The sequence below is a fragment of the Pseudomonas sp. NPDC089422 genome (assembly GCF_044749405.1).
Lineage (GTDB): Bacteria > Pseudomonadota > Gammaproteobacteria > Pseudomonadales > Pseudomonadaceae > Aquipseudomonas.
The window spans coordinates 276,842-298,557 of record NZ_JBIVHW010000002.1; the positions used below are offsets into that span (position 1 = coordinate 276,842).

20 protein-coding genes are annotated in these 21,716 nt (G+C 64.1%); 5 read left to right on the top strand and 15 right to left on the bottom strand.

Translation table 11 applies throughout. From position 1 onward, the window contains the following. Nucleotides 1-7: 7 nt before the first annotated feature. Nucleotides 8-4,672 carry a hypothetical protein gene (locus ACIPZ8_RS04945; protein WP_400720484.1) on the bottom strand — a complete coding sequence of 1,555 codons (4,665 nt, stop codon included), beginning with the start codon at nt 4,670-4,672 and terminating at the stop codon, nt 8-10. 264 nt (nt 4,673-4,936) lie between these two features. On the opposite strand from ACIPZ8_RS04945, the gene ACIPZ8_RS04950 reads away from it, so the two are divergent. Further along, nucleotides 4,937-5,356, top strand: a complete 420-nt coding sequence (locus ACIPZ8_RS04950; protein ID WP_400720082.1) for a phasin family protein — start codon at nt 4,937-4,939, stop codon at nt 5,354-5,356. A 10-nt stretch (nt 5,357-5,366) separates the two neighbouring features. Beyond that, the gene (locus tag ACIPZ8_RS04955; RefSeq protein ID WP_400720084.1) at nt 5,367-6,128 is read left to right on the top strand and encodes a phasin family protein; all 762 of its coding nucleotides are present in this window, start codon (nt 5,367-5,369) and stop codon (nt 6,126-6,128) included. 121 nt (nt 6,129-6,249) lie between these two features. Here ACIPZ8_RS04955 and ACIPZ8_RS04960 read toward each other — a convergent pair whose 3' ends face one another. The 14 genes from ACIPZ8_RS04960 to gshB form a co-directional block, all read right to left on the bottom strand. Further along, nucleotides 6,250-6,864, bottom strand: coding sequence for a TetR/AcrR family transcriptional regulator (locus tag ACIPZ8_RS04960; RefSeq protein ID WP_400720086.1), 615 nt, complete (start codon nt 6,862-6,864; stop codon nt 6,250-6,252). Between the two features lie 13 nt (nt 6,865-6,877). Next, the gene (phaC, locus tag ACIPZ8_RS04965; RefSeq protein WP_400720088.1) at nt 6,878-8,560 is read right to left on the bottom strand and encodes a class II poly(R)-hydroxyalkanoic acid synthase; all 1,683 of its coding nucleotides are present in this window, start codon (nt 8,558-8,560) and stop codon (nt 6,878-6,880) included. 68 nt (nt 8,561-8,628) lie between these two features. Beyond that, entirely contained in the window at nt 8,629-9,480 is an 852-nt protein-coding gene (gene phaZ, locus ACIPZ8_RS04970) for a poly(3-hydroxyalkanoate) depolymerase (protein ID WP_400720090.1), read from the bottom strand. A 63-nt stretch (nt 9,481-9,543) separates the two neighbouring features. Continuing rightward, complete coding sequence (gene phaC / locus ACIPZ8_RS04975; protein WP_400720092.1) at nt 9,544-11,223, bottom strand: class II poly(R)-hydroxyalkanoic acid synthase; 1,680 nt, start codon at nt 11,221-11,223, stop codon at nt 9,544-9,546. Between the two features lie 353 nt (nt 11,224-11,576). Continuing rightward, nucleotides 11,577-11,954: a gamma-butyrobetaine hydroxylase-like domain-containing protein gene (locus ACIPZ8_RS04980; RefSeq protein ID WP_400720094.1), complete on the bottom strand. Its 378-nt coding sequence runs from the start codon at nt 11,952-11,954 to the stop codon at nt 11,577-11,579. Between the two features lie 87 nt (nt 11,955-12,041). Then, entirely contained in the window at nt 12,042-13,385 is a 1,344-nt protein-coding gene (gene hslU / locus ACIPZ8_RS04985; protein ID WP_085676678.1) for an ATP-dependent protease ATPase subunit HslU, read from the bottom strand. Nucleotides 13,386-13,462: 77 nt separating this feature from the next. Beyond that, nucleotides 13,463-13,993 (bottom strand): ATP-dependent protease subunit HslV, encoded by a 531-nt coding sequence (gene hslV / locus ACIPZ8_RS04990; RefSeq protein WP_027920652.1) that lies wholly within the window; start codon nt 13,991-13,993, stop codon nt 13,463-13,465. Nucleotides 13,994-14,248: 255 nt separating this feature from the next. Further along, entirely contained in the window at nt 14,249-15,520 is a 1,272-nt protein-coding gene (locus tag ACIPZ8_RS04995) for a dihydroorotase (protein ID WP_400720096.1), read from the bottom strand. Next, nucleotides 15,517-16,521, bottom strand: a complete 1,005-nt coding sequence (locus ACIPZ8_RS05000) for an aspartate carbamoyltransferase catalytic subunit (RefSeq protein ID WP_008099987.1) — start codon at nt 16,519-16,521, stop codon at nt 15,517-15,519. The genes ACIPZ8_RS04995 and ACIPZ8_RS05000 overlap by 4 nt, the downstream gene beginning before the upstream one ends. Nucleotides 16,522-16,534: 13 nt before the next feature. Continuing rightward, nucleotides 16,535-17,053 carry a bifunctional pyr operon transcriptional regulator/uracil phosphoribosyltransferase PyrR gene (gene pyrR, locus ACIPZ8_RS05005; RefSeq protein ID WP_400720098.1) on the bottom strand — a complete coding sequence of 173 codons (519 nt, stop codon included), beginning with the start codon at nt 17,051-17,053 and terminating at the stop codon, nt 16,535-16,537. A gap of 60 nt (nt 17,054-17,113) precedes the next feature. Continuing rightward, the gene (gene ruvX, locus ACIPZ8_RS05010; RefSeq protein ID WP_400720100.1) at nt 17,114-17,539 is read right to left on the bottom strand and encodes a Holliday junction resolvase RuvX; all 426 of its coding nucleotides are present in this window, start codon (nt 17,537-17,539) and stop codon (nt 17,114-17,116) included. Continuing rightward, a complete protein-coding gene (locus ACIPZ8_RS05015; protein WP_400720102.1) occupies nt 17,539-18,108 on the bottom strand; it encodes a YqgE/AlgH family protein in 570 nt (189 codons plus the stop codon). Before ACIPZ8_RS05015 ends, ruvX begins: the two co-directional genes overlap by 1 nt. An 87-nt stretch (nt 18,109-18,195) precedes the next feature. Further along, nucleotides 18,196-19,101: an energy transducer TonB gene (locus ACIPZ8_RS05020; protein WP_400720104.1), complete on the bottom strand. Its 906-nt coding sequence runs from the start codon at nt 19,099-19,101 to the stop codon at nt 18,196-18,198. Nucleotides 19,102-19,192: 91 nt separating this feature from the next. After that, a complete protein-coding gene (gshB, locus tag ACIPZ8_RS05025; protein WP_400720106.1) occupies nt 19,193-20,146 on the bottom strand; it encodes a glutathione synthase in 954 nt (317 codons plus the stop codon). A 196-nt stretch (nt 20,147-20,342) separates the two neighbouring features. On the opposite strand from gshB, the gene ACIPZ8_RS05030 reads away from it, so the two are divergent. Genes ACIPZ8_RS05030 through ACIPZ8_RS05040 form a run of 3 tightly spaced genes read left to right on the top strand, consistent with a single transcriptional unit; the run spans nt 20,343 to nt 21,707 of the window. Beyond that, nucleotides 20,343-20,744, top strand: coding sequence for a PleD family two-component system response regulator (locus ACIPZ8_RS05030; protein ID WP_400720108.1), 402 nt, complete (start codon nt 20,343-20,345; stop codon nt 20,742-20,744). Between the two features lie 46 nt (nt 20,745-20,790). Then, the gene (gene pilH / locus ACIPZ8_RS05035) at nt 20,791-21,156 is read left to right on the top strand and encodes a twitching motility response regulator PilH (RefSeq protein WP_085676684.1); all 366 of its coding nucleotides are present in this window, start codon (nt 20,791-20,793) and stop codon (nt 21,154-21,156) included. Then, nucleotides 21,153-21,707, top strand: coding sequence for a chemotaxis protein CheW (locus ACIPZ8_RS05040; protein ID WP_294340334.1), 555 nt, complete (start codon nt 21,153-21,155; stop codon nt 21,705-21,707). The genes pilH and ACIPZ8_RS05040 overlap by 4 nt, the downstream gene beginning before the upstream one ends. The last annotated feature ends 9 nt before the right edge of the window (nt 21,708-21,716 follow it).

The following is a 21,716-nucleotide window of genomic DNA, read 5'->3' on the forward strand; positions in this document are numbered from 1 at the left end:
CGGTTGCTCAGTGCGGCGCGGCCTCCGCGAATGGAATGATGCCGAGCACCTGTTCCAGGCGCAGATCACCCCGGTAGATCGCGATGCGCTCCCGTGCATTGGCGGCTTGCTCGAGCATGGCATCGCGGCGCCTTACCCCTGCATCCCAGAACTTGAGGTGGCCTTTGACGAAGTCATGGCCGCTCGCCTCGAGGCTGGGGTAATGGAAATGCGCTTCCCACAGTATTTGTTGTGGGGCTTGCGCGTCGCGAATCTCGTAGACGTCGAGGTAATCATTGACGTGGCGTAGCTGTCGGCGAATCACGCTCTGCCTGATCCTGATCCGATTTTGCTCGGCGAGGAAGCGAAGCGCTTTGCCGTCGGGATGACGGGTATTCAGATACGCGTCGGTGAGTAGCCGACGTCTTTCGTGATCGACTCGGTCTACCGCTGCCTTCAGGAGATCGACCAAGCCGTTGTCCAGCGGGTTGTTGAGTTCGCTCAGCTGCTGTTGCGCTTCGCGCATGTCGCCTGCAGGCCATTCCAGGAAATCGCTCAGGCTGTTGGGTTCATCCGAGTAGTGAGCGGCGAAGGCGATTTTTCCATCCACCTCTGCCAGCAGGCGGTTTGCACGCTGACGCACCTGTGCCCGGTCGTGCTGCGCCGGCTGCGCTTGCTCAGGCACTTCATGCCAGACACCGTTGCGTTGAGCGAAGTTGCCAGCAGGCTGCTGGTTGAACGCATTGCGCTGGAATGCGCGGTTGCCCGCTTGTTCGACCTCCACCAGCAGCGGCCGGCCTCGGTCAACACGGATTACCCGGCGCCTCACCGGTGCGAGACGATGATAGGGCGCTGGCGGGGGTGGATTGATGCCGCTGTCGAGGTTGGCCAAGGTAGTGCTCAGCTGCTGTTCCGTGATCTGGGTCATGGTCGACAGCTCGCGTATGTACTCGTCCAGCATGTCAGCGATCAGCGCGGGGGCGTCAAGCGTCAGCATGTACTGGGCGCGGTCCAGCACCGTACGGTACTTCTGAAGGATGTCTTCGAGCAGTTCGGCTTTGACCTGCGCCGTCTCTTCGGTGGCTGCCAGCCCGTCGTGACTCCATATCGTGCGGCTCAATTCGCTGTCGCTGAGCAGCGCGCGCATGGTCAGCAGGTGCTCGGCCGTTTCTGCAGTGAGTCGAGTCTTGTCCACGGCGAGGTAGGCCAGGTCACTGAGCAACTGGGCCCGAACGACCAGTGTCGAATAGGTCCTGCGTCGGATGGACTGGGCGAGCTTGGTGGCTTTGTCGGGAAAATCGACCCTGGGGTCCTGGAGTGCCTCCGGTAGGGTCCGGTCCAGCCGCTGGCTGACGACCAGCAGTCGGCGGCTGGCCTTGCAGGAGTCGTTTATCAGTTCGCGATAATCGAGGTACTGCTTTATTTGCTCTGCTGTCTCCGGAAAGCGGCGCAGCCTGGCACTCTGTGCGCTCAGCGCCTGGTGGTCGACTTGCTCCAGCAAACGGCGGCACAGCAGCATATCGTTGTCCAGGGCGGCGTCGTACCAACTGCCATAGCGGCGTCGAGCCTGATCTTTGGTGTCGAATCTGCTGAACCGTGGCTCCATCATCTCTTTGAACACTTCGATGTTGTCATGCAGCAGTTTGCTCTGCCGCTCGAGGTAGAGCGCGGATACCTTGAGTTGGGGCACGTGCAGTTCGCGTTGTGCTTTCAGCGCTTGTTTCTGTAGTTGCAGGGCTTGTGGCGGCGAGGCACGCTCATGCGCGGGCATGGCGTCGAAAGCCACGCTGTACTCCAGGGCAAGGTCGTCATAGGCCTGCAGCTGTGAGGTGTTGATCAACATGAGGGGCTTCAGTTTGCTCAGCGCCTGCTGATTGTCCATGGCACTTGCGTTCAAAGCGTCGAACCGTTGTCGATTTTCAGTGTTGATTGACTGCCTGTTCCTGGGCATGCCGCCGGCGAGGTTCAGGTTCAAGCTCCAGTGACCGTTCCATCGTGTCAGCCACGGGCCTTTGCTGCGCTCACGGCCAACGATGTGGTAACTGTCCGTGGCGCCACCCCATTGCGAGACCCAGTCGCTGCTGCTGTGGTCGGGGCCGATGATCTGCATGCCGTTCCAGGTCTCGATCACCTCGTAGACACCCTCGCCCAGCGTAACGTAGAGCCGGTCGGTAATCTTGAACAACCCACGCAAGCGGCCCTCAGCCAAGGGTGTGTGTCCTTCCAGTGACTGCGTGGCCTGCAGTTGGCTCAGTGTTCGCCGTTGTTGCGCCGACAGGTTGCCGAGGCGCTGCCCGTCATGCCAGCCCTGCACACGCACAGGGGCCGACGGTGTCCCTTCGATCGGGTTGTCCCAGGCCTTCTCCTGCGGCCGCCCGAGCGTTCGTGTTGCGAACTCACCCTTTGGCGCAGGGCCGGTAAAGCGCAGAGTCGTGGACGGCTCGCCGATGGCAGGTGGCGCTGTGGTGCGATGTGCGAGGAGCAAGGCCAGGTTGGTGAGCAGGTCAATTGCCGCGACGATTCTGTTGCCACCCCTGCCGTTGATCAGCGCTTGCACGTCGTCTTTCGCCGCCGATAGCGCCAGTACCAACCATACCAGGCTGGTCATCGGGCCATGCCAGAGCTGGGTGACAGTGTTGAAAAGCGCCCAGGCGGCCTCTTTTACCAAGGCGCGTTTTTCTTCAGCGTTGGACACGCTGTTGCTGCTGGCGGCCAACTGCATGGTTTCGATCCTGGCGTTGAACAGATGGCTGTCCAGATCATCCGCCCAAGGCTGGAACGAGGCCTCGACCGGCCGCTTGAGGCGTTCAAGCACGGTGTCCACCAGCTCGCCTTCGGCACTGACCAGGTGGAGCAGCGAGGTAAGGCCAGGATGCAGGTGTGGCCGTGTGAAACCGTCATTTTCGTAGACCGGGCGCGCGTCATCGTCCAGCCAGGCCAATACGCTTTCTTGCAGTTCGCCCTGCTTACGGATTGCGGCCATCAGCAAGCCGAGGGTCGGAAACTCGAGCAATGCCTGTTCGGCGTAGAAGGGGCGGTACAGGACCCAGCTGTGGCTTGCCGGAACTTCGATGATGAACATCCCATGAGCCACGTCGCTTGCTGACGCGCCGGGCGCGCAAAGGAAGGCCAGTGGGGAGATGCGCGCTCGGTCTGTGGCGTTGCCCGGCCCTTGGCAGAAGTCGAGGATGGCCTGGCTTGCAGTTTCGCCAAGCTGGCGTTCGATCTTTGCCTTGAGGGCGCTGAAGCGAAGGGCGTAACGCCACTCCTTCGCGTGTTGTCTGATCCGTCGGGCCCTGCGTGGTTCGGCCTTGACCTTGTCATTCAGGTAGGCGGGATACTGGCCGCCGATATCGACCTGGTGAATCAGCGCCCTGATCTGCTCGATGTTCAACCCGTCAGCCATGGGCGAGCTGATGCCGGTCATCACTTCGCCGGCCCCCAGGCGCAGGCGGGAGATCGCCAGGTCGGTCAGGCTCGTCGTGCGCAGGAACAGCGACTGCCCTTGTGCTCCGGGGCCGGTGATGCTCTGGGAGATGCGGATGATTACCTTGTCCGGGTCGGGTAGCGCCTTGTATGGATGGCTGGCCTGCAACTGTTCGCGTAATCGGCGTGCGGCGTAGCGGTGGATATCCTCGATATCTCCCAGGGACGTGGAGCCTTTCGAGTGGCCTTGGCTCGCCGCCAGGTCGAGCAGCGCGGCGTGATAGGCATGGCGATCTTCGCTACTGGCATTGGCCAGCCATTGCGGCACACTGACGGCCGGCAGGGCCTGCTCCTGGGAGGGCTGGCTCGGAAAGTGCGCCGATGGGTCGCTCACCTGGCGCAATTGCAGCTCCAGCTCGTCGATGGTTGCCACTGCTCCGATCCGCAGGCGGCCGATGTCGTCCAGGATGCCGTTGAGCAGTTGTCTGGCTTGGCAGGCCAAAGGGCGTCCGATCAGCGTTGTGCGTGCCCACGACAATGTGTCGAAGCGATAGCGTAGCGCCAGCGCTGTTTGCAGCTCGGCGGCGAAGCTGGCCAGATTGGCATGGCTGCGCACCGAGCCGCAGGGTTTGCACTGCAGAACCCGAGGGCGGCTGCCGCCTGTGGTGGTAAGCAACAGGTCCGGTAGCGTAAAGGTGTGTGTGCCATTACCCGTTCCCAGTGTGACTTGCACCGCCTCGATGACCAGGCCGTCGACCACTCCATCGAGCATGGCGTACACGGCGGCTTTCTCGTCCTCTTCCAGGCCCAGGCGCGGGAGGTTGTCGAGCAAGGTGGCCTTGATGGTGTGCTCCAGCCAGCGCATGCGCGAGACCTGGCTGTCTTCGTCGAGTCCGTTCCAGAATCCGACCTGGGCTTGCTGGAATACCGATATCAAGGTGCCGAGCAGTGTGTCGTAGTCATTGCGGAGCCTTGTCAGGTCCGGCGTGATTTCGGGTTGGCTGGCGCTGTCCGGGCCTTGTTCCTGGATGCGGAACACTTGCGGGGGGCTGATGCTCAGCCTGTCCGTGCTGCCCGGTTGCAGAGGTTCTTTCGTTAGAAAATGCTTCAGGAGCTCGTCCAGCAGCCCGCTCTGGCGTGGGTGATCGTCCGTGCCGACAGGGCTGTGGAGGATGACGAAGTCGTCCAGCGATGTGATGTGCGGATGGTTGCGGCGTATCCACGGGTAGTGGTCGGCCAGGATTTGAAAACCTTCGTGCGACAGCACCTCGCGCAAGCTTGGCCGTCTGGCGAAACAGGCTGCCAGCCTTTGCCTGAAAGTCGGCACAGGGGGATTGGTTGCAGCGGGCATGGCATCGATCTCCGTTTAGTGAAGCCTGCGACGCTAGCGCGTTGGCCGCAGGTGCCTGCGGTAGATGGATGCGACAACGAAGACCTTAGGGTGAGGTTTCTAATTTTCTTCCCTACCTTGTGCACAAGCCCAACCTCCATGGGCGGTTTTTCCTCCACTCATGAGCATGAGGTACACAGCATGGCCAAAGTGATTGTGAAGAAAAAAGACGAAGCCCTGGGCACGCTTGGCGAGGTGCGTGGCTACGCACGCAAGATCTGGCTGGCCGGTATCGGCGCCTACGCCCGTGTTGGCCAGGAAGGCTCCGACTACTTCAAGGAACTGGTGAAAGCCGGTGAGGGCGTCGAGAAACGCGGCAAGAAGCGCATCGACAAAGAGCTCGATGCCGCCAACCACCAGCTCGACGAAGCCGGTGAAGAAGTCAGCCGCGTACGCGGCAAGGTCGAAATTCAACTCGACAAGATTGAAAAAGCTTTCGACGCACGGGTAGGTCGCGCCTTGAATCGCCTTGGCATTCCGTCTAAACATGACGTTGAGGCGTTGTCCATCAAGCTTGAACAGCTGCATGAGCTGCTCGAGCGCGTCGCGCACAAACCATAAGGAGAGCAGGATGGCTGGCAAGAAGAATTCCGACAAAGAAGGCAGCTCCTGGATCGGCGGAGTCGAAAAGTACTCCCGCAAGATCTGGCTGGCTGGGTTGGGGATCTATTCGAAGATCGACCAGGACGGCCCGAAGCTGTTCGACTCGCTGGTGAAGGATGGCGAGAAGGCTGAGAAGCAAGCGAAGAAGACCGCTGAAGACGTCGCTGAAACCGCCAAGTCCTCGACCACTTCGCGCGTATCTGGCGTGAAGGACCGTGCGCTGGGCAAGTGGAGCGAACTCGAAGAGGCCTTCGACAAGCGCCTGAACAGTGCCATTTCGCGCCTGGGCGTACCGAGCCGCAACGAGATCAAGGCACTGCACCAGCAGGTTGACAGCCTGACCAAGCAGATCGAGAAACTGACCGGTGCATCGGTCACCCCGATCTCCTCGCGCTCCGCAGCGGCCAAACCGGCAGCGAGCAAGGCAGCGGCCAAGCCATTGGCCAAGCCGGCGGCAAAAACTGCTGCGGCCAAACCGGCAGCGGCGAAACCGGCGGCCAAGACTGCCGCGGCCAAGCCAGCGGCGAAATCGGCTGCCAAGCCTGTTGCAGCCAAGCCTGCCGCAGCGAAGAAGCCGGCGGTGAAGAAGGCCCCGGCCAAACCAGCCGCCGCCAAACCGGCAGCGCCAGCGGCCAGCGCCGCTCCGGCCGCGACCGCAGCGCCGGCGCCAACTGCGGCCCCGGCCAGCAACCCGCCTTCGGCTCCGGCCAGCACCGGTTCTCTGCTCTGATAGCGGTGTAGCGCCTTTCGCGGGCGAGCCCGCTCCCACAGGTACAGCGTGCACTCAAGCACTGCACCTCACCTGTGGGGGCGGGCTTGCCCGCAAGGGGCATATCGCCGACCTGGCAGGCTTACCCTTTCAGGTACCGCACCGCCAACTCTTCGGCCGCCGCCCGTGCCTGCACCTCCAGATGCGGCGCCACCAGCATCATCACCTGATACACCACGATCCCCACATCGCCTTCACGCCCCAGCACCCGCTGGTAGTCGAGCGAGAACATCAAGGTCAGGGTGATCTGTTCCACCAGTTGCCCCAGTGCCTGCGTCTCGCTGACCACCTGCCCCTGGCCCTTGAGGCTGGCCAGCAATGCCGCCAGCGTGCGCTTGAGCGCGTTGATCAGGCTGCGCATGCCCCGTGCCAGCTTCGGCAGGCGCCCGGTCAGGTTGGACAGGTCCTGGAACAGAAACCGGTACTGCGCCATACGCTCGACGATCAAGTGCAGGAACAGCCAGTAGTCCTCGGCTTCGAGGCGCACCTCCAGTGGTGGGTCGAGCAGTGGCATCAGCGCTTCCTCGAAGCGGTCGAACAAGCCGTGGATCAAGGGTTCCTTGCCGTGGAAGTGGTAATACAGGTTGCCCGGGCTGATGCCCAGTTCGTTGGCGATCTCCAGGGTCGAGACATTGGGCTCGCCCTGCGAGTTGAACAGCTGCAGGGCGCATTCGAGGATACGGTCGCGGGTCTTCATCCAGTCGTGGCGCTCATCGGGTCAGGACGTAAGTGCCTGGCGCAGGGCCCAGCGGTGGATAGGTGGCGTTGCCCAGTTCCGTGCGTGGCGCCTTGAGCGGGCCGGAGCGCGGCGTGATCCACTCCAGCCAAAGTGGCCACCAGCTGCCGTCGCGGCGCTGCGCATCATGGAACCAGGCGCGAGGGTCGCTCGATAGCTTGGGGTTTTCCAGGTAGTACGCCTTGGGGTTGCCGGGCGGGTTGATGATGCTCTGGATGTGCCCGCTGTTGGCCAGCACGAACTGCCGGTCGCCACCGAGCAGCAAGGCCGAGCGGTACACCGCGTCCCACGGCGTGATGTGGTCGTTGCTGCCGGCCACGGTGAAGCTGTCGAGGTCGACCTGCTTGAGATCGATGGGTGTGCCGCACACTTCCAGGCCTGCGGCGTGGGTCAGCGGGTTGACCTTGAAGAAGTCCAGCAGGTCACCATGCAGCGCGGCCGGCAGGCGGGTGCTGTCGGCGTTCCAGTAGAGAATGTCGAAGGCCGGCGGGGTCTTGCCGAGCAGGTAGTTGTTGACCCAGTAGTTCCAGATCAGGTCGTTGGGCCGCATCCAGGCGAAGATCCGCGCCACCTCGCCACCGTCCAGCACACCACGCTGGTACGAGCGACGTTTGGCGGCCTCGATGGTCTGTTCGTCGGCGAACAGGCTGGCCGGGCTGTCGAACTTGCTGTCGAGCAGGCTGACCAGGTAAGTGGCGCTGCGTACCCGGCGCAGCTGGTGCTTGGCCTGCAGGTGGCCCTGCAGCGCAGCCATGGTCAGGCCCCCGGCGCAGGCGCCCATCAGGTTCGGGTCACGGCTGCCGCTGATGCTGCGGCAGGCGTTGAGTGCTTCTTCCAGGGCCTGCACATAGCTCGACAGGCCCCACTCGCGGTGGCGCGGGTCGGGGTTGCGCCAGCTGACCATGAACACCTGCAGGCCGTTCTTGAGCATGTACTGGACGTAGCTGTTGGTCGGCTGCAGGTCGAAGATGTAGTACTTGTTGATCTGTGGCGGCACCACCAGCACGGGCCGGGCGTACTGCTTTTCACTCATCGGCTTGTACTGGATCAGCTCCAGCAGATCGTTGCGGAACACCACGGCGCCAGGTGTGGCTGCCAGGTTGCCGCCCACTTCGAAGGCGCGCTCGTCCACCTGGCGCGGTAGGCCGTCGTTGTGGCGCAAATCGTCGAGCAGGTGGGCGACGCCACGCACCAGGCTCTGCCCGCCGGTGTTGAATAGCTCCTTGACCGCCAGCGGGTTGAGCAGCGAGTTGCTCGGTGCCAGGGCGTCGTTGATCAGGGTGAACAGAAAGTGTGCACGGGCCCGGTCATCGTCGTTCAGGTGGCTTTCCTCGATCCACAGGCGGGTCTGTTTCTGCCAGGCCAGGTAGGCCTGCAGGCTGCGCCGGTAGAACGGGTTCTGGCTCCAGGTCGGGTCGCTGAAACGGGCATCGCGCGCGCTCGGCTGATAGGGCGTGTCGCCGAGCATCACCCGGCCCAGCTGGCCGCCCAGCGTCAGCAGGTGGCGGGCGGTGTGCAGGGGATTGAGCAGGCTATGGCGGCCAACACTGCGCAAGGTGGAAATCAGGTCGCGACCGCGCACACCGAGGATGGCGTTCTGCACGTTCATGCTGGTGGCGGGGAGCGTTGACGTTCCTTTGGCCGGTTTTTCTTTCATGGCAACAACTCCCTTGTCAGGCCACGGTCGTACTCATCAGTCGTGCTCGTGCAACAGCAAGCAACAATTCAGCCACCAGAGGCCGGACTGGGGTGCATGACCGCGCGCTGACGTTCTTGCTGGAGAAACTTCATGATGATGGGGGCGACGGCCTCGGCCCGGGTGATCAGGAACAGATGGCCGTCGTCGATAATGTGTAGCTGGGCATTGGGAATTCGCCAGGCCAGCAGGCGCATGTTGATCAGCGGGATCAGCGGGTCGTCGTCGCCGGCCAGCACCAGGGTCGGCTGCTGGATCTTGTGCAGCCAGTGGATGCTGGTCCAGCCCAGCCCGGCGAACAGCTGCCAGTAGTAGCCCATCTTGCCGCCGGAGCGCACCTTGGCGGCGTGGTGCATGGCCAGGTCCGGGTCGCGGCGAAAACCGCCGCCATAGATCAGCGGCGCGATGCGGATCACATGCGATGGCTGCACGTAACGCCGGGGGCTCGCCATCATCCACAGCACCTTGGGCTTGCCGGGCACCATCACCGCACCTGCCGCAGTGGCCGCCAGCACCAGTTTCTTGCAGCGCTCCGGGTAGTCATGGGCAAACTGTTGGGCCAGGGCGCCGCCCCAGGACACGCCGATGACATTGACCTGGCCGTAGTCCAGGTAGTCGAGCATGCGCGCCGTCAGCTTGGCCAGGCCGGGAAAGCGGTAAGGGTGGCGTGGCGTGGACGAGCCGCCCACGCCGGGGACGTCGAAGGCGATGACTTCCAGGTCCGGGTCCAGTGCCTCGATGAACGGGAACACCAGCTCCAGGTTGGCGCCGATGCCGTTGAAGATCAGCAGCGGCGTCAGGTGCGGCTTGCCCGGGCGCACCGCGGTACGGATGGATTGGTCGTCCAGCTCGACGGTGCGGAAGATGTAGGGTAGCGGCATGCGCGTGGCTCTGTGGCTTGAAAAAGTACCGTGGCGCGCTCCAAGCGGCCACGGCATTGCGACTCAACGCTCGTGGACGTATGTCCCCGGTGCTGCCTCGCCAGCGGCATAGGCACGGTTGCCCAGGCGCGTCGGCGCCTTTTTCAGCTCGCCGGCACGCTCGCCCAGCCAGGTCTGCCAGTGCAGCCACCAGGAGTCGGCATGCTTTTCGGCGTTATCCTGCCAGGCCACCGGGTCGCCCGGGCGGTCGGCGCCGGTCATGAAGCGCGCCTTGGGGTTGCCTGGCGGATTGAGGATGCTCTGGATGTGGCCGCTGTTGGACAGCACGAACTCGATCTTGCCGCCGAACAGGTGTGCCGAGCGGTAGCACGACTGCCACGGGGTGATGTGGTCGGAGGTGCCGGCGACGCTGAAGATGTCGCACTGGACTTTCTTCAGGTCGATGGCGGTGCCGCACACTTCCAGGGCATCCGCGCGGGTCAGCGGGTTGTTCTTGAACAGCTCGATCAGGTCGCCGTGGAAGGCGGCGGGCAAGCGCGTGGTGTCGTTGTTCCAGAACAGGATGTCGAATACCGGTGGCTCGTTGCCGAGCAAGTAGTTGTTGACCCAGTAGTTCCAGATCAGGTCGTTGGGGCGCATCCAGGCGAACACCTTGGCCATGTCGCTGCCTTCGAGCACCCCGGACTGGTAGGAGTGGCGCTTGGCTGCTTCCAGTGTCTGTTCGTCGACGAACAGCGCTACCTCGGTGTCCATCGTGGTGTCCAGCACGCTGACCAGCAGGGTCAGGGCATTGACCTTCTGCTCACCCAGCGCGGCATAGTGGCCGACCAGGGCGGTGCAGGTGATGCCGCCGGAGCAGGCACCGAGCATGTTCAGGTCTTTGCTGCCGGTGATTGCCAGTACCGCGTCGACCGCTTCCTTCAAGGCATCGATGTAGGTCGACAGGCCCCACTCGCGCTGGGCCTTGGTCGGGTTGCGCCAGCTGATGATGAAGGTCTGCTGCTGCGAGCGCAGGCAGAAGCGCGCCAGGCTCTTTTCCGGGCTCAGGTCGAAGACGTAGAACTTGTTGATCTGCGGCGGAACCACCAGCAGCGGGCGGGCATGCACCTGCTCGGTGATGGGGCTGTACTGGATCAGCTCCAGCACATCGTTGCGGTAGACCACGGCGCCTTCGCTGGTGCCGAGGTTCTTGCCGACTTCGAACGCTTCCATGTTGACCTGGCTGGGCATGCCACCGTTGTTGACCACGTCCTTGGCCAGGTTGGACAGGCCGTCCAGCAGGCTTTTGCCGCCGGTTTCGAAGAAGCGTTTGACCGCCGCCGGGTTGGACAGGGTGTTGGTCGGCGCCATGGCCTCGGTCATCAGGTTGATGACGAACTGGCCGCGGGCGATGTCCTGGGGCGACAGGTCACTGTTGCCGATCCACTCCTGCAGCTCCTTGCGCCAGGCCAGGTAGGTTTGCAGGTAGCGGCGGTAAAGCGGGTTCTTGCTCCAGGCCGGGTCCTGGAAGCGACGGTCGTCACCTGCCGGGGCGAGGCTGGATTTGCCCAGCAGCACGTTCTTCAGCTCCAGGCCGAAGTGCGCCACATGCTTGGCACTGTGCAGCGGCTGGCGCACGGCCTGACGCAACACGGTACGCGCAGAGCTCAGCAGGTCCTTGCGGCGGATGCCGATGACCGGGTTCAGCCCCAGGGTGTTTTCCGAGGCTTGCCGCTGCAACTCATCGTTGTTCTTGTTACTCATCTACGACGCTCCGTTGTCCTGAGACGAGTACCGGATTGCTGTGGCGCATTGCACAGCGGACAGCCCGGTACTGCTACTCGGGTGACCAGTGATAAGGAACAGCGGTGCTGCGGGCCGGATGCATTCGGCGATGAGCTGCGGGGGATTCTGCGTGTGAAGACAGCCTGCTTTCGCTCGCGACCTCTACATACCGGCCAGTGCCTGATTGCCTTCAAGGCGATGCAGGGAACTTGCCAGCTCCATTGGTTACCCGACTTTCATGTAATGCGCAAGACAACCCGTTCAAGAGTTGTCTGTAAGGCATTCAAACAGATGAGATTAGAAAATGCGCTCTAAAGCCTGCAAGGCTTGAGCTAGAGCATGAGTTTGACCACCGATTGCGCCGGGTCGCGGGACTTGCCGGCCTTGTGCAGTTCATCGAGGTAATCGGCCCACAGCTGCTCCTGGCGCAGGCACAACTGCTCGAGGTATTCCCAGGTGAACAGGCCGCTGTCATGGCCATCGTCAAAGGTCAGTTTCAGTGCATATTGGCCGGCAGGTTCCAGGCCGATGAGGCCGACATTGATCTTGCCGAATTGCAGGATGGGGTTGCCGTGGCCCTGGACCTCGGCGGAGGGGGAGTGCACCCGCAGGAATTCGGCGGGCAGCTGGTAGACCTCGCCGGGGGCGTAGGTGAGGCTGAGGGTCTTGGAGGCTTTGTGCAGGTTGATGGCGGTGGGCAGGCGGGCCATGGTCTGAATCTCTCGGGAGCTGATGGTGCAAGCTTCGAGTGATTCAAGCCATTGTGCAAGGGGGCCGCGAAGCGGCCCCGTGCGGTCTTACAGGATGTAGCGCGACAGGTCTTCGTTCTGCGCCAGCTCACCGAGGTGGCCGTTCACATACGCGGCATCGATCAGAATCGGTGCTTCGTCGTGGGTGCTGGCCAGGTCCCCGGCGCTGAACGACACCTCCTCGAGCAGGCGCTCGAGCAGGGTGTGCAGGCGGCGGGCACCGATGTTCTCGGTCTTCTCGTTCACCTGATAGGCAATCTCGGCCAGGCGCTTGATACCGTCGGCGGCGAACTCGATGTTCAGGCCTTCGGTCTTGAGCAGTGCACTGTACTGCTCGGTCAGCGATGCATGCGGCTCTTTCAGGATTCGCTCGAAATCTTCCGGGGTCAGTGCCTTCAGTTCGACACGGATCGGCAGGCGGCCCTGCAGCTCGGGCACCAGGTCGCTCGGCTTGCTCAGGTGGAACGCACCGGAAGCGATGAACAGGATGTGGTCGGTCTTGACCATGCCCAGCTTGGTGTTGACGGTGCAGCCTTCGATCAGCGGCAGCAGGTCGCGCTGCACGCCTTCACGGGATACGTCGGCACCGCCGACATTGCCACGCTTGGCGACCTTGTCGATTTCGTCGATGAACACGATGCCGTGCTGCTCGACCGCTTCCAGGGCCTTGCCCTTGAGCTCTTCCTCGTTGACCAGGCGGCTGGCTTCTTCGTCGCGCACCATCTTCAGTGCTTCCTTGACCTTCAGCTTGCGGGTCTTGCGCTTGCCCTTGCCCATGTTGGCGAACAGGCTCTGCAGCTGGTTGGTCATTTCTTCCATGCCGGGTGGCGCGGCGATTTCGACGCCCATGTTCTCGGCCACTTCGATCTCGATTTCCTTGTCGTCCAGCTGGCCTTCGCGCAGGCGCTTGCGGAACAGCTGGCGGGTGTTGGAATCGGTGCTGGTCTGCGCGGCTTCCTCGCTGAAGCTGCTGACCCGCGCCTGCGGCAGCAGGGCATCGAGGATGCGGTCTTCGGCGGCGTCTTCGGCGCGGTGGCGCACGCGGACGATTTCCTGCTCGCGCAGCATCTTCAGCGCGGCATCGGCCAGGTCACGGATGATCGACTCGACGTCGCGGCCGACATAACCCACTTCGGTGAACTTGGTGGCTTCGACCTTGAGGAATGGCGCGTTGGCCAGCTTGGCCAGGCGGCGGGCGATTTCGGTCTTGCCGACACCGGTAGGGCCGATCATCAGGATGTTCTTCGGGGTCACTTCGGCACGCAGCTCGGCGGGGAGCTGCATGCGCCGCCAGCGGTTGCGCAGGGCAATGGCGACGGCGCGCTTGGCGTCGTCCTGGCCGATGATGTGGCGGTTGAGTTCGTGGACGATCTCGCGGGGGGTCATGGACATGATGAAAATGGTCCTTGTACAGAGTGGCATCAGCGTGGAAAAGCTCCGTCACCGGGACGGAGCGCCAGAACAGCTGATTACTCGGCCAGGTCCTGCTCCTCGATGGTCAGGTTGTGGTTGGTGAACACGCAGATGTCACCGGCGATGTTCAGGGCAGCCTCGGTGATTTCCCGGGCCGACAGGTCGGTCTTGTTCAGCAGGGCGCGGGCTGCGGCCTGGGCATAGCCGCCACCGGACCCCATGGCGATCAGGCCGTCTTCCGGCTCGACCACGTCACCGTTGCCGGTGATGATCAGCGATGCGTCCTTGTTGGCCACCGCCAGCATGGCTTCCAGGCGGCTCAGGGAGCGGTCGGTACGCCATTCCTTGGCCAGCTCGACGGCGGCACGCACCAGGTGGCCGGAGTGTTTCTGCAGTTGGGCTTCGAAGCGCTCGAACAGGGTGAAGGCGTCAGCGGTGGCACCGGCGAAACCGGCGATCACTTCGCCGTTGTACAGGCGACGGACTTTCTTGGCGTTGCCTTTCATCACGGTGTTGCCGAGGGATACCTGGCCGTCGCCGCCCATGACGACTTTGCCGTTACGGCGGACAGAAACGATGGTGGTCAAGGGGAGAGTCTCCACGCAGCGGGGCAAAATTGCCTGATGCAGACTCATATGGGGGTGGGGGGAAGGATTTCAACCGGGGGGGATGAATGGTCGCTACCCTTCGGGGCTGGGCGCGTTCATTGTAGGAGCGGCCTTGTGTCGCGAAAGGGCTGCGTAGCGGCCCCGGATCTCGGCATCATGCGGAAATCGCCGGGGCCGCTCTGCGGCCCTTTCGCGACACAAGGCCGCTCCTACAAGAGCAAGCTGTGAGCTTGGTCAGGCCTCGTGGCAGACGTGCCCATCGACCAAGGTATAACGTACGGCCGCCGGCAGGCAGTGGCCGATGAACGGGCAGTTTTCGCCGCGCGACAGCCATTGCTCACCGGCAATCGTCGAGGCCTTGGCGTCGAACAGCACCAGGTCGGCCGCGCCGCCGACTTTCAGCTCACCGGCCGGCAGGCGCATGGCCTTGGCCGGGCCGCTGCTCAGGCGGGCGAGCAGGGTCGGCAGGTCGAGCAGGCCGTCCTCGACCAGGGTCATGGCCAGCGGCAGCAGCAGTTCGACGCTGCTGATACCCGGTTCGGTGGCGCCGAACGGCGCCAGCTTGGCATCGCGCTCGTGGGGCTGGTGGTGGCTGGAGATCGCCTGGATCACGCCCGACTTAACTGCCGCGCGCAGGCCGTCGCGGTCGGCGGCGGTGCGCAGTGGCGGCTGCACGTGGTACAGGCTGGAGAACTCACGCAGCGACTCGTCGGTGAGGATCAGCTGGTACAGCGCCACGTCGGCCGTTACCGGCAGGCCCAGCTGCTGGGCCTGCTCGATCAGCCGTGCGCCACGGGCGCTGGTGATCTGGGTGAAGTGCGCACGCACGCCGGTCTGTTCCACCAGCAGCAGGTTGCGCGCCAGGGCCACGGTCTCGGCGGTCTCGGGGATGCCGGGCAGGCCGAGGAAGCTGGCCATGGCGCCTTCGTGGGCCAGGCCACCCTGGGCCAGGTCGCGGTCCTGGGAGTGGAACACCACGGTCAGGTCGAAGGTGGCGGCGTACTCCAGGGCGCGGGCCAGGGTACGGTTGTTGGGGATTTCCTTCAGGCCGTTGCCGAAGGCCACGCAACCGGTGTCGCGCAGGGCCACCAGTTCGGCCAGCTGCTCGCCCTCCAGGCCCTTGGTCAGGGCGCCGATCGGGTAGACCTTGCTGTTGGCCGCTTCGCGGGCGCGGTCGAGGATCAGCTCGGCCACTGCCGAGGTATCCAGCACCGGTTTGGTTTGTGGCGGGCAGCACAGGCTGGTGACGCCACCGGCCACGGCGGCGCGGGTTTCACTGGCGATCGAGCCCTTGCGGCTATAGCCCGGCTCGCGCAGCGAGACGCCGAGGTCGACCAGGCCGGGCGCGGCGATCAGGCCATCTGCATGAATCGTGCGGCTGGCGTTGAAACCGGCCGGAGCAGCGCCGATGGCGGCGATGCGGCCGCCGTCCAGGTGCAGGTCGGTGACCTGGTCCAGGCCGCTGGCAGGGTCGATGACCCGGGCGCCAAGAATACTGAGGGTCACTGGGCGTTCTCCTGGTCGAATTGACGTTGCGCGTTCTGCCCGCTCATGGCCATGGACAGCACGGCCATGCGCACGGCGATGCCGTAGGTGACCTGGTTGAGGATCACCGAGTGTTTGCCGTCGGCCACCGCCGATTCGATCTCCACGCCACGGTTGATCGGGCCCGGGTGCATGACGATGGCGTCGGGCTTGGCGCCGGCCAGGCGTGCGGTGGTCAGGCCGAACAGGCGGTAGAACTCGCCTTCGCTGGGCAGCAGGCCACCGGCCATGCGCTCACGCTGCAGGCGCAGCATGATCACCACGTCGACGTCCTTGAGGCCTTCGGCAAGGTCGGTGTAGACCTTCACACCGTATTGCTCGATACCGATCGGGATCAGGGTCTTCGGGCCGATCACGCGGATGTCGGGGCAGCCCAGCGCTTTCAGCGCGAGCATGTCGGAGCGGGCCACGCGCGAGTGCAGGATGTCGCCGACAATCGCCACCGAGAGGTTCTCGAAGCTGCCCTTGTGGCGGCGGATGGTCAGCATGTCGAGCATGCCCTGGGTCGGGTGCGCGTGGCGGCCGTCACCGCCGTTGATCACGGCGACGTCCGGGCACACGTGCTCGGCGATGAAGTGCGCGGCGCCGGAGTCGGAGTGGCGCACGACGAACATGTCGGCGGCCATGGCTTCGAGGTTGCGCAGGGTGTCGAACAGGGTTTCGCCCTTGCTGGTCGAGGAAGTCGACACGTTCAGGCTGATCACGTCGGCCGACAGGCGCTGGGCCGCCAGCTCGAAGGTGGTGCGGGTACGGGTCGAGTTCTCGAAGAACACGTTGCACACGGTCTTGCCGCGCAGCAACGGGACTTTCTTCACGGCCCGGGCGCCGACTTCGAGGAACGAGTCGGCGGTGTCGAGGATCTCGGTGAGCAGTTCGCGGGGCAAACCGTCGAGCGAGAGGAAGTGGCGCAGCTGGCCCTGATCATTGAGCTGCAGCGGGCGCTTGGCGTCGATTGGCGTCATCGCGAGGGGACTCTTAAAGGGCGGAAGCGGTGGCGAGGTCCTGGCGCTCGAGGGCGAGCGGTGCGGGTCCGGTCAATTTTACCCGTTCATGGGCGGCCAGCGACAGGGTGGCGCCGAGTACATTGGGGCGGATGGGCAGCTCGCCGGCATCCAGGTCGAGCAGGCAGACCAGGGTGACACTGGCCGGGCGGCCGTAATCGAACAGTTCGTTGAGTGCGGCGCGGATGGTGCGGCCGCTCATCAGCACGTCGTCGATCAGCACCAGGTGCTGGCCTTCGACCTCGAACGGCAGCTCCGACGGGCGCACCTGCGGGTGCAGGCCGTTCTGGCTGAAGTCATCGCGATAGAACGACACGTCCAGAGTGCCCAGCGGGCTCTGGTCGGACATTTCCGCCTGCAGGGCCTGGGCAACCCAGACGCCGCCGGTACGGATGCCGATGAAGCGCGGCTCGGTGATGTTGCGGCGGGCCAGATGGGCGCGAAGGTCGACAGCCATCTGCCGGATCAGGTCGGCGGGATTGGGTAGGCTCATTGCGTATCTCCTGGGGGCGCCGAGGGCGTTGTGACTGCCACGACGTAAACGCGGGAAAAATCAGGTATTGGCCTCCAGCCAGCCCTGCAGCAGCAGGGCTGCGGCAATGGCGTCGACCGGGTTGTCACGGTAGCTGCCGCGCTGGCCGCCACGGACCATGCGCTCGCCTTTGGCCTCGAAGGTGGTCAGGCGTTCGTCGTGGGTGTGCACCGGCAGATTGAAGCGGCCATTGAGGCGGCGGGCGAACTTTTCCGCGCGCTCGCTCATTTCGCTCGGCGTGCCGTCCATGTTCAGCGGCAGGCCGACGACGATGGCATCGGGCTTCCACTCGGTAATGAGCTTTTCCACCTGGGCCCAGTCCGGTACGCCGTTCTGCGCCTTCAGGGTGCACAACTCGCGGGCCTGACCGGTCACCACCTGGCCGACGGCGACGCCGATCTGCTTGGTGCCGTAGTCGAAGCCCAGCAGTAAACGCAATTCGCTCATCAGGCGTGCCCCGCCTGGCTGGTCAGCAGGCTGAGGTTGATCCCCAGGCTGCGGGCTGCGGCGCCCAGGCGTTGTTCGCTGGCCATGGCGAAGAGGATATCCGGGTCGAACGGGCAGTTGAGCCAGGCGTTGTCGGCCAGTTCGGCCTCCAGTTGGCCAGCTTCCCAGCCGGCATAGCCGAGCGTGATGAGGCTTTGTTTCGGCCCCACCCCGGCGGCGATGGCCAGCAGCACGTCCTGCGAGGTAGTCAGCGACAGCCCTTCCAGGGCCACAGTGGCCTGGAAGCTGCATTCACTGCTGTGCAGCACGAAACCGCGGTCGGTCTGCACCGGGCCACCCTGGTAGATGGGCACCTGCAAGGTGCTGGCCGGAGGTACCTCGTTCGGGCGCAACTGCTCGAGAATGTCGGCCAGGTTCAGCTCCTGTGGTCGGTTGACCACCAGGCCCATGGCGCCATTGGCGTTGTGCTCGACGATGTACGTGAGGGTCTGGGCGAAGTTCGGATCGGCCATGTGCGGCATGGCGATCAGGAACTGATGCTTGAGGTAGCTCGGGGTGAGGGTTTTCATGGGGGATAGTGTGGCGCCAGGTGGCGAGGCTGACAAGGTGCTCGGCCAGGCTGATTTGGGGCTGCACAGCAGCCCCGGCAATCTCGATCAGTTACTGGACAGGCGGTCGCCGCGAGCAAAGCGCCACGTCCGGATGATCTCCAGCCGGTCGAACTCGGCCAGGTCACCGGTAAACGGCGCAAAGGGCGCCGCCAGGCGCACGATGCGCTGGGCCGCCTGGTCCAGCACCGGCTGCCCGGACGATTCCAGTACCAGCACCTCATACAGCGAGCCATCGCGGTTGATCGACACCATCATCCGCAAGTTGCCGTAGATCTGTTGCCGGCGTGCCTCGTCGGGGTAGTTGAGGTTGCCCACCCGCTCGACCTTCTTGCGCCACTCTTCCTTGTACCAGGCGCCCTTGTCGCGCATGGTCGAAGCCGCATTCAGGCGGTGAATCTTCGGGCGCTTGGCGTACATCTGCTGTTCGTTGGACAGTTCTGCCTCAAGGCTGGCGATCTGGCTCGACAATTGCGAGCTGTCGAAATCCGGGGTAGCCGCTGCCGGCTTGGGCTGCGGCTTGCTTTCCTTCGGCTTGGGCTCGACCTTCTGCGCTTTCGGCGCCTTGGTCGCCACCGCCGACTTCTCTGGCACGGGCGGTGGTGCTACCTCCGGCTTGGCCGCAGGCGGCGGGGTGACCTTGTTGATCTTGCTGTCCTGGAACGGCGCCACTTCGGTGGTGGTGGGTACCGCTTTCTTTTCCAGGGTGCCGCTGCCCTGCTGATTGGCCTGGGCCTGGTAATCAGCCTTCTGCGGAGCTTTCTCGCTCTTGAAGGTGGCCAGTGTGATGTCCATGGTCTGGCGGATCTCGGCCGGTTTGACCACGGTAAAGCCCACGCCAAGGATCAGCGCCAGGTGCACCAGGGCAGCCAGGAACAGGGTAAAGCCAAGCCGGTCCACCGGGCGAACGCGCGGTGGCAGCAGGTCGGCAGGGATGTCGGCAGGCAGCGTCATCAGGTATCCAGCAACCGCAGGGCGGGGCAGCAGCTCAGTCGAAAAGGACCGGCATCATACCCCACTCCGCGCATTTGCTCCGCGTCGGCGGTCAGCGCGCCTTGAGCTGGCGATCAATGGCATCCATCAGCTTGCCACCGATATCGGTGTTATAGGCAGCGTCGATCTCGCGGATGCAGGTAGGGCTGGTGACGTTGATTTCGGTGAGGGAGTCGCCGATCACGTCCAGGCCGACGAACAGCAGGCCCTTTTCACGCAGGGTCGGACCGACCTGGGCAGCGATCCAGCGGTCGCGCTCAGTCAGTGGGCGGGCTTCACCACGACCACCGGCGGCCAGGTTGCCACGGGTTTCGCCGCTGGCCGGGATGCGCGCCAGGCAGTAGTCGACCGGTTCGCCGTCGATCATCAGGATGCGCTTGTCGCCGTCCACGATCTGCGGCAGGTATTCCTGGGCCATGATCTGCTGGGTGCCATGCTGAGTCAGGGTTTCCAGGATGACCGACAGGTTGGGGTCGTCCTTGCGGTGGCGGAACACCGACGCACCGCCCATGCCGTCCAGCGGCTTGAGGATCACGTCACCACGGCTTTCGGCGAACTCGCGCAGAATGTCGACGCGGCGGCTGACCAGGGTTGGCGCCATGCATTGCGGGAACTGGGTGGCGAACAGTTTTTCGTTGCAGTCGCGCAGGCTCTGTGGGCGGTTGACCACCAGCACACCTTCGCGCTCGGCCTGCTCCAGCAGGTAGGTGCTGTAGACGAACTCCATGTCGAAGGGTGGATCCTTGCGCATCAGGATCACGTCCAGCTCGGCCAGGGCACTGTCCTGCTCCTCGCCCAGCTCGAACCAGCGCGCGGGGTCGGCGAATACCTTCAGCGGGCGCATCTGCGCGCGGGCCTGGCCGGCACCCAGATAAAGGTCGCGCTGCTCCATGTAGAACAGCTCCCAGCCGCGGGCCTGGGCGGCCAGCAGCATGGCCAGCGAGCTGTCCTTCTTGTAGGAGATGGACGCGATCGGGTCCATGACAATGCCGAGGCGAACGCTCATGGGGTGGTTCCTCTTGGCGGCCCGTGGCCGCGGTGAATCGAAAGAAAAGTGGCTCAGGGTGGCGCTGTGAGCGCCGCGGGTCAAGGGGGCTGCAGATGGAACGGGTCCCCGGAGTGTGCTAAAAATGGCCTCAGCTTCAAGCTGCAAGCCATCCGTGGCTTGCCGCCCACACAGTGCAGCGATGGTAGCGCGACTTATGGAACAGCCCCTGAAGGTGATGGTGATCGACGATTCCCGCACGATCCGCCGCACCGCGCAGATGTTGCTCGGCGAAGCGGGCTGCGAGGTGATCACCGCCAGTGACGGCTTCGACGCTCTGGCCAAGATCATCGACCACCAGCCACAGATCATCTTCGTCGACGTGCTGATGCCCCGCCTGGACGGTTATCAGACCTGCGCGGTGATCAAGCACAACAGTGCCTTCAAGGACATCCCGGTGATTCTCCTGTCGTCCCGCGATGGCCTGTTCGACAAGGCCCGCGGCCGGGTGGTCGGCTCCGACCAGTTCCTGACCAAACCATTCAGCAAGGACGAACTGCTCGACGCGATCAGGGCCCATGTCCCCGGTTTCGCCGCGCCCGAACAACCCGCACCCTGACCGCGCCGCGCTGGCGCGGCCTTCAATTTCCTGATGGGGAAACAGCATGGCCCGAGTTCTGATTGTCGACGACTCGCCGACAGAGATGTACAGATTGACCGAATGGCTGGAAAAGCACGGTCACCAGGTGCTCAAGGCCAGCAACGGTGCCGACGGCGTGGCCCTGGCCCGCCAGGAAAAGCCCGATGCGGTGCTGATGGACATCGTCATGCCCGGCATGAACGGCTTCCAGGCCACCCGCCAGCTGAGCAAGGACCCGGAAACCAGCGCCATCCCGGTGGTGGTGGTGACCACCAAGGACCAGGAAACCGACCGTATCTGGGCCACGCGCCAGGGTGCCCGCGACTTCCTGACCAAGCCGGTGGAAGAAGATGCGCTGATCGCCAAGCTCAAAGAAGTACTGGGCGCTTGACCACCCGCCCGCAGGGCGCGTCGCTGACCGCGTTCGAGCTGTTGCTGGACATCGACCGGCGTTGCCGCCTGCTGGTGGCCGACCAGCCGCCGCAGGACACCCGCCTGCAGCAATGGAGCGGCATCGGTTTTCGCATCGCCGGGCAGTGGTTCGTCGCGCCCATGGGCGAGGTCGCCGAGGTGCTGCGCGAGCCGCGCAGCAGCCGCGTGCCTGGCGTGCAGCCGTGGGTGTTTGGCGTGGCCAACCTGCGCGGCCGGCTGTTGCCGGTGATGGACCTGAGCAGTTTCTTCGGCCTTGGCCCTGCTGCGCCAGGCAAGCAGCGGCGGGTGCTGGTGCTGGACCACGAAGACCTGTTCGTCGGCCTGCTGGTCGACGAGGTGCTGGGCCTGCAGCATTTCGCCCTGAGCAGCCTGGAACTGTCGCCACCGCAACCGCTGCTGCGGGCTGCTGCCCGCTTCGTGCAGGGGCACTTCCCGCGTGAACGCAACTGGGCGATCTTCAGCCCCTTCGCCCTGGCCCAGGCGCCGGGCTTTCTTGACGTGGCGCTATAGGACTTTCGA

Excerpts from the sequence above, each read along its gene's own strand:
- ACIPZ8_RS05015 (WP_400720102.1), bottom strand. The coding sequence starts at position 18,108 with ATGAAAACCCTCACCCCGAGCTACCTCAAGCATCAGTTCCTGATCGCC.
- ruvX (WP_400720100.1), bottom strand. The coding sequence starts at position 17,539 with ATGAGCGAATTGCGTTTACTGCTGGGCTTCGACTACGGCACCAAGCAG.
- ACIPZ8_RS04955 (WP_400720084.1), top strand. The coding sequence starts at position 5,367 with ATGGCTGGCAAGAAGAATTCCGACAAAGAAGGCAGCTCCTGGATCGGC.
- pyrR (WP_400720098.1), bottom strand. The coding sequence starts at position 17,053 with ATGAGCCTACCCAATCCCGCCGACCTGATCCGGCAGATGGCTGTCGAC.
- phaC (WP_400720088.1), bottom strand. The coding sequence starts at position 8,560 with ATGAAAGAAAAACCGGCCAAAGGAACGTCAACGCTCCCCGCCACCAGC.
- phaZ (WP_400720090.1), bottom strand. The coding sequence starts at position 9,480 with ATGCCGCTACCCTACATCTTCCGCACCGTCGAGCTGGACGACCAATCC.
- hslU (WP_085676678.1), bottom strand. The coding sequence starts at position 13,385 with ATGTCCATGACCCCCCGCGAGATCGTCCACGAACTCAACCGCCACATC.
- ACIPZ8_RS04980 (WP_400720094.1), bottom strand. The coding sequence starts at position 11,954 with ATGGCCCGCCTGCCCACCGCCATCAACCTGCACAAAGCCTCCAAGACC.
- ACIPZ8_RS05000 (WP_008099987.1), bottom strand. The coding sequence starts at position 16,521 with ATGACGCCAATCGACGCCAAGCGCCCGCTGCAGCTCAATGATCAGGGC.
- ACIPZ8_RS05020 (WP_400720104.1), bottom strand. The coding sequence starts at position 19,101 with ATGACGCTGCCTGCCGACATCCCTGCCGACCTGCTGCCACCGCGCGTT.
- pilH (WP_085676684.1), top strand. The coding sequence starts at position 20,791 with ATGGCCCGAGTTCTGATTGTCGACGACTCGCCGACAGAGATGTACAGA.
- gshB (WP_400720106.1), bottom strand. The coding sequence starts at position 20,146 with ATGAGCGTTCGCCTCGGCATTGTCATGGACCCGATCGCGTCCATCTCC.
- ACIPZ8_RS04950 (WP_400720082.1), top strand. The coding sequence starts at position 4,937 with ATGGCCAAAGTGATTGTGAAGAAAAAAGACGAAGCCCTGGGCACGCTT.
- ACIPZ8_RS05030 (WP_400720108.1), top strand. The coding sequence starts at position 20,343 with ATGGAACAGCCCCTGAAGGTGATGGTGATCGACGATTCCCGCACGATC.
- ACIPZ8_RS04960 (WP_400720086.1), bottom strand. The coding sequence starts at position 6,864 with ATGAAGACCCGCGACCGTATCCTCGAATGCGCCCTGCAGCTGTTCAAC.
- phaC (WP_400720092.1), bottom strand. The coding sequence starts at position 11,223 with ATGAGTAACAAGAACAACGATGAGTTGCAGCGGCAAGCCTCGGAAAAC.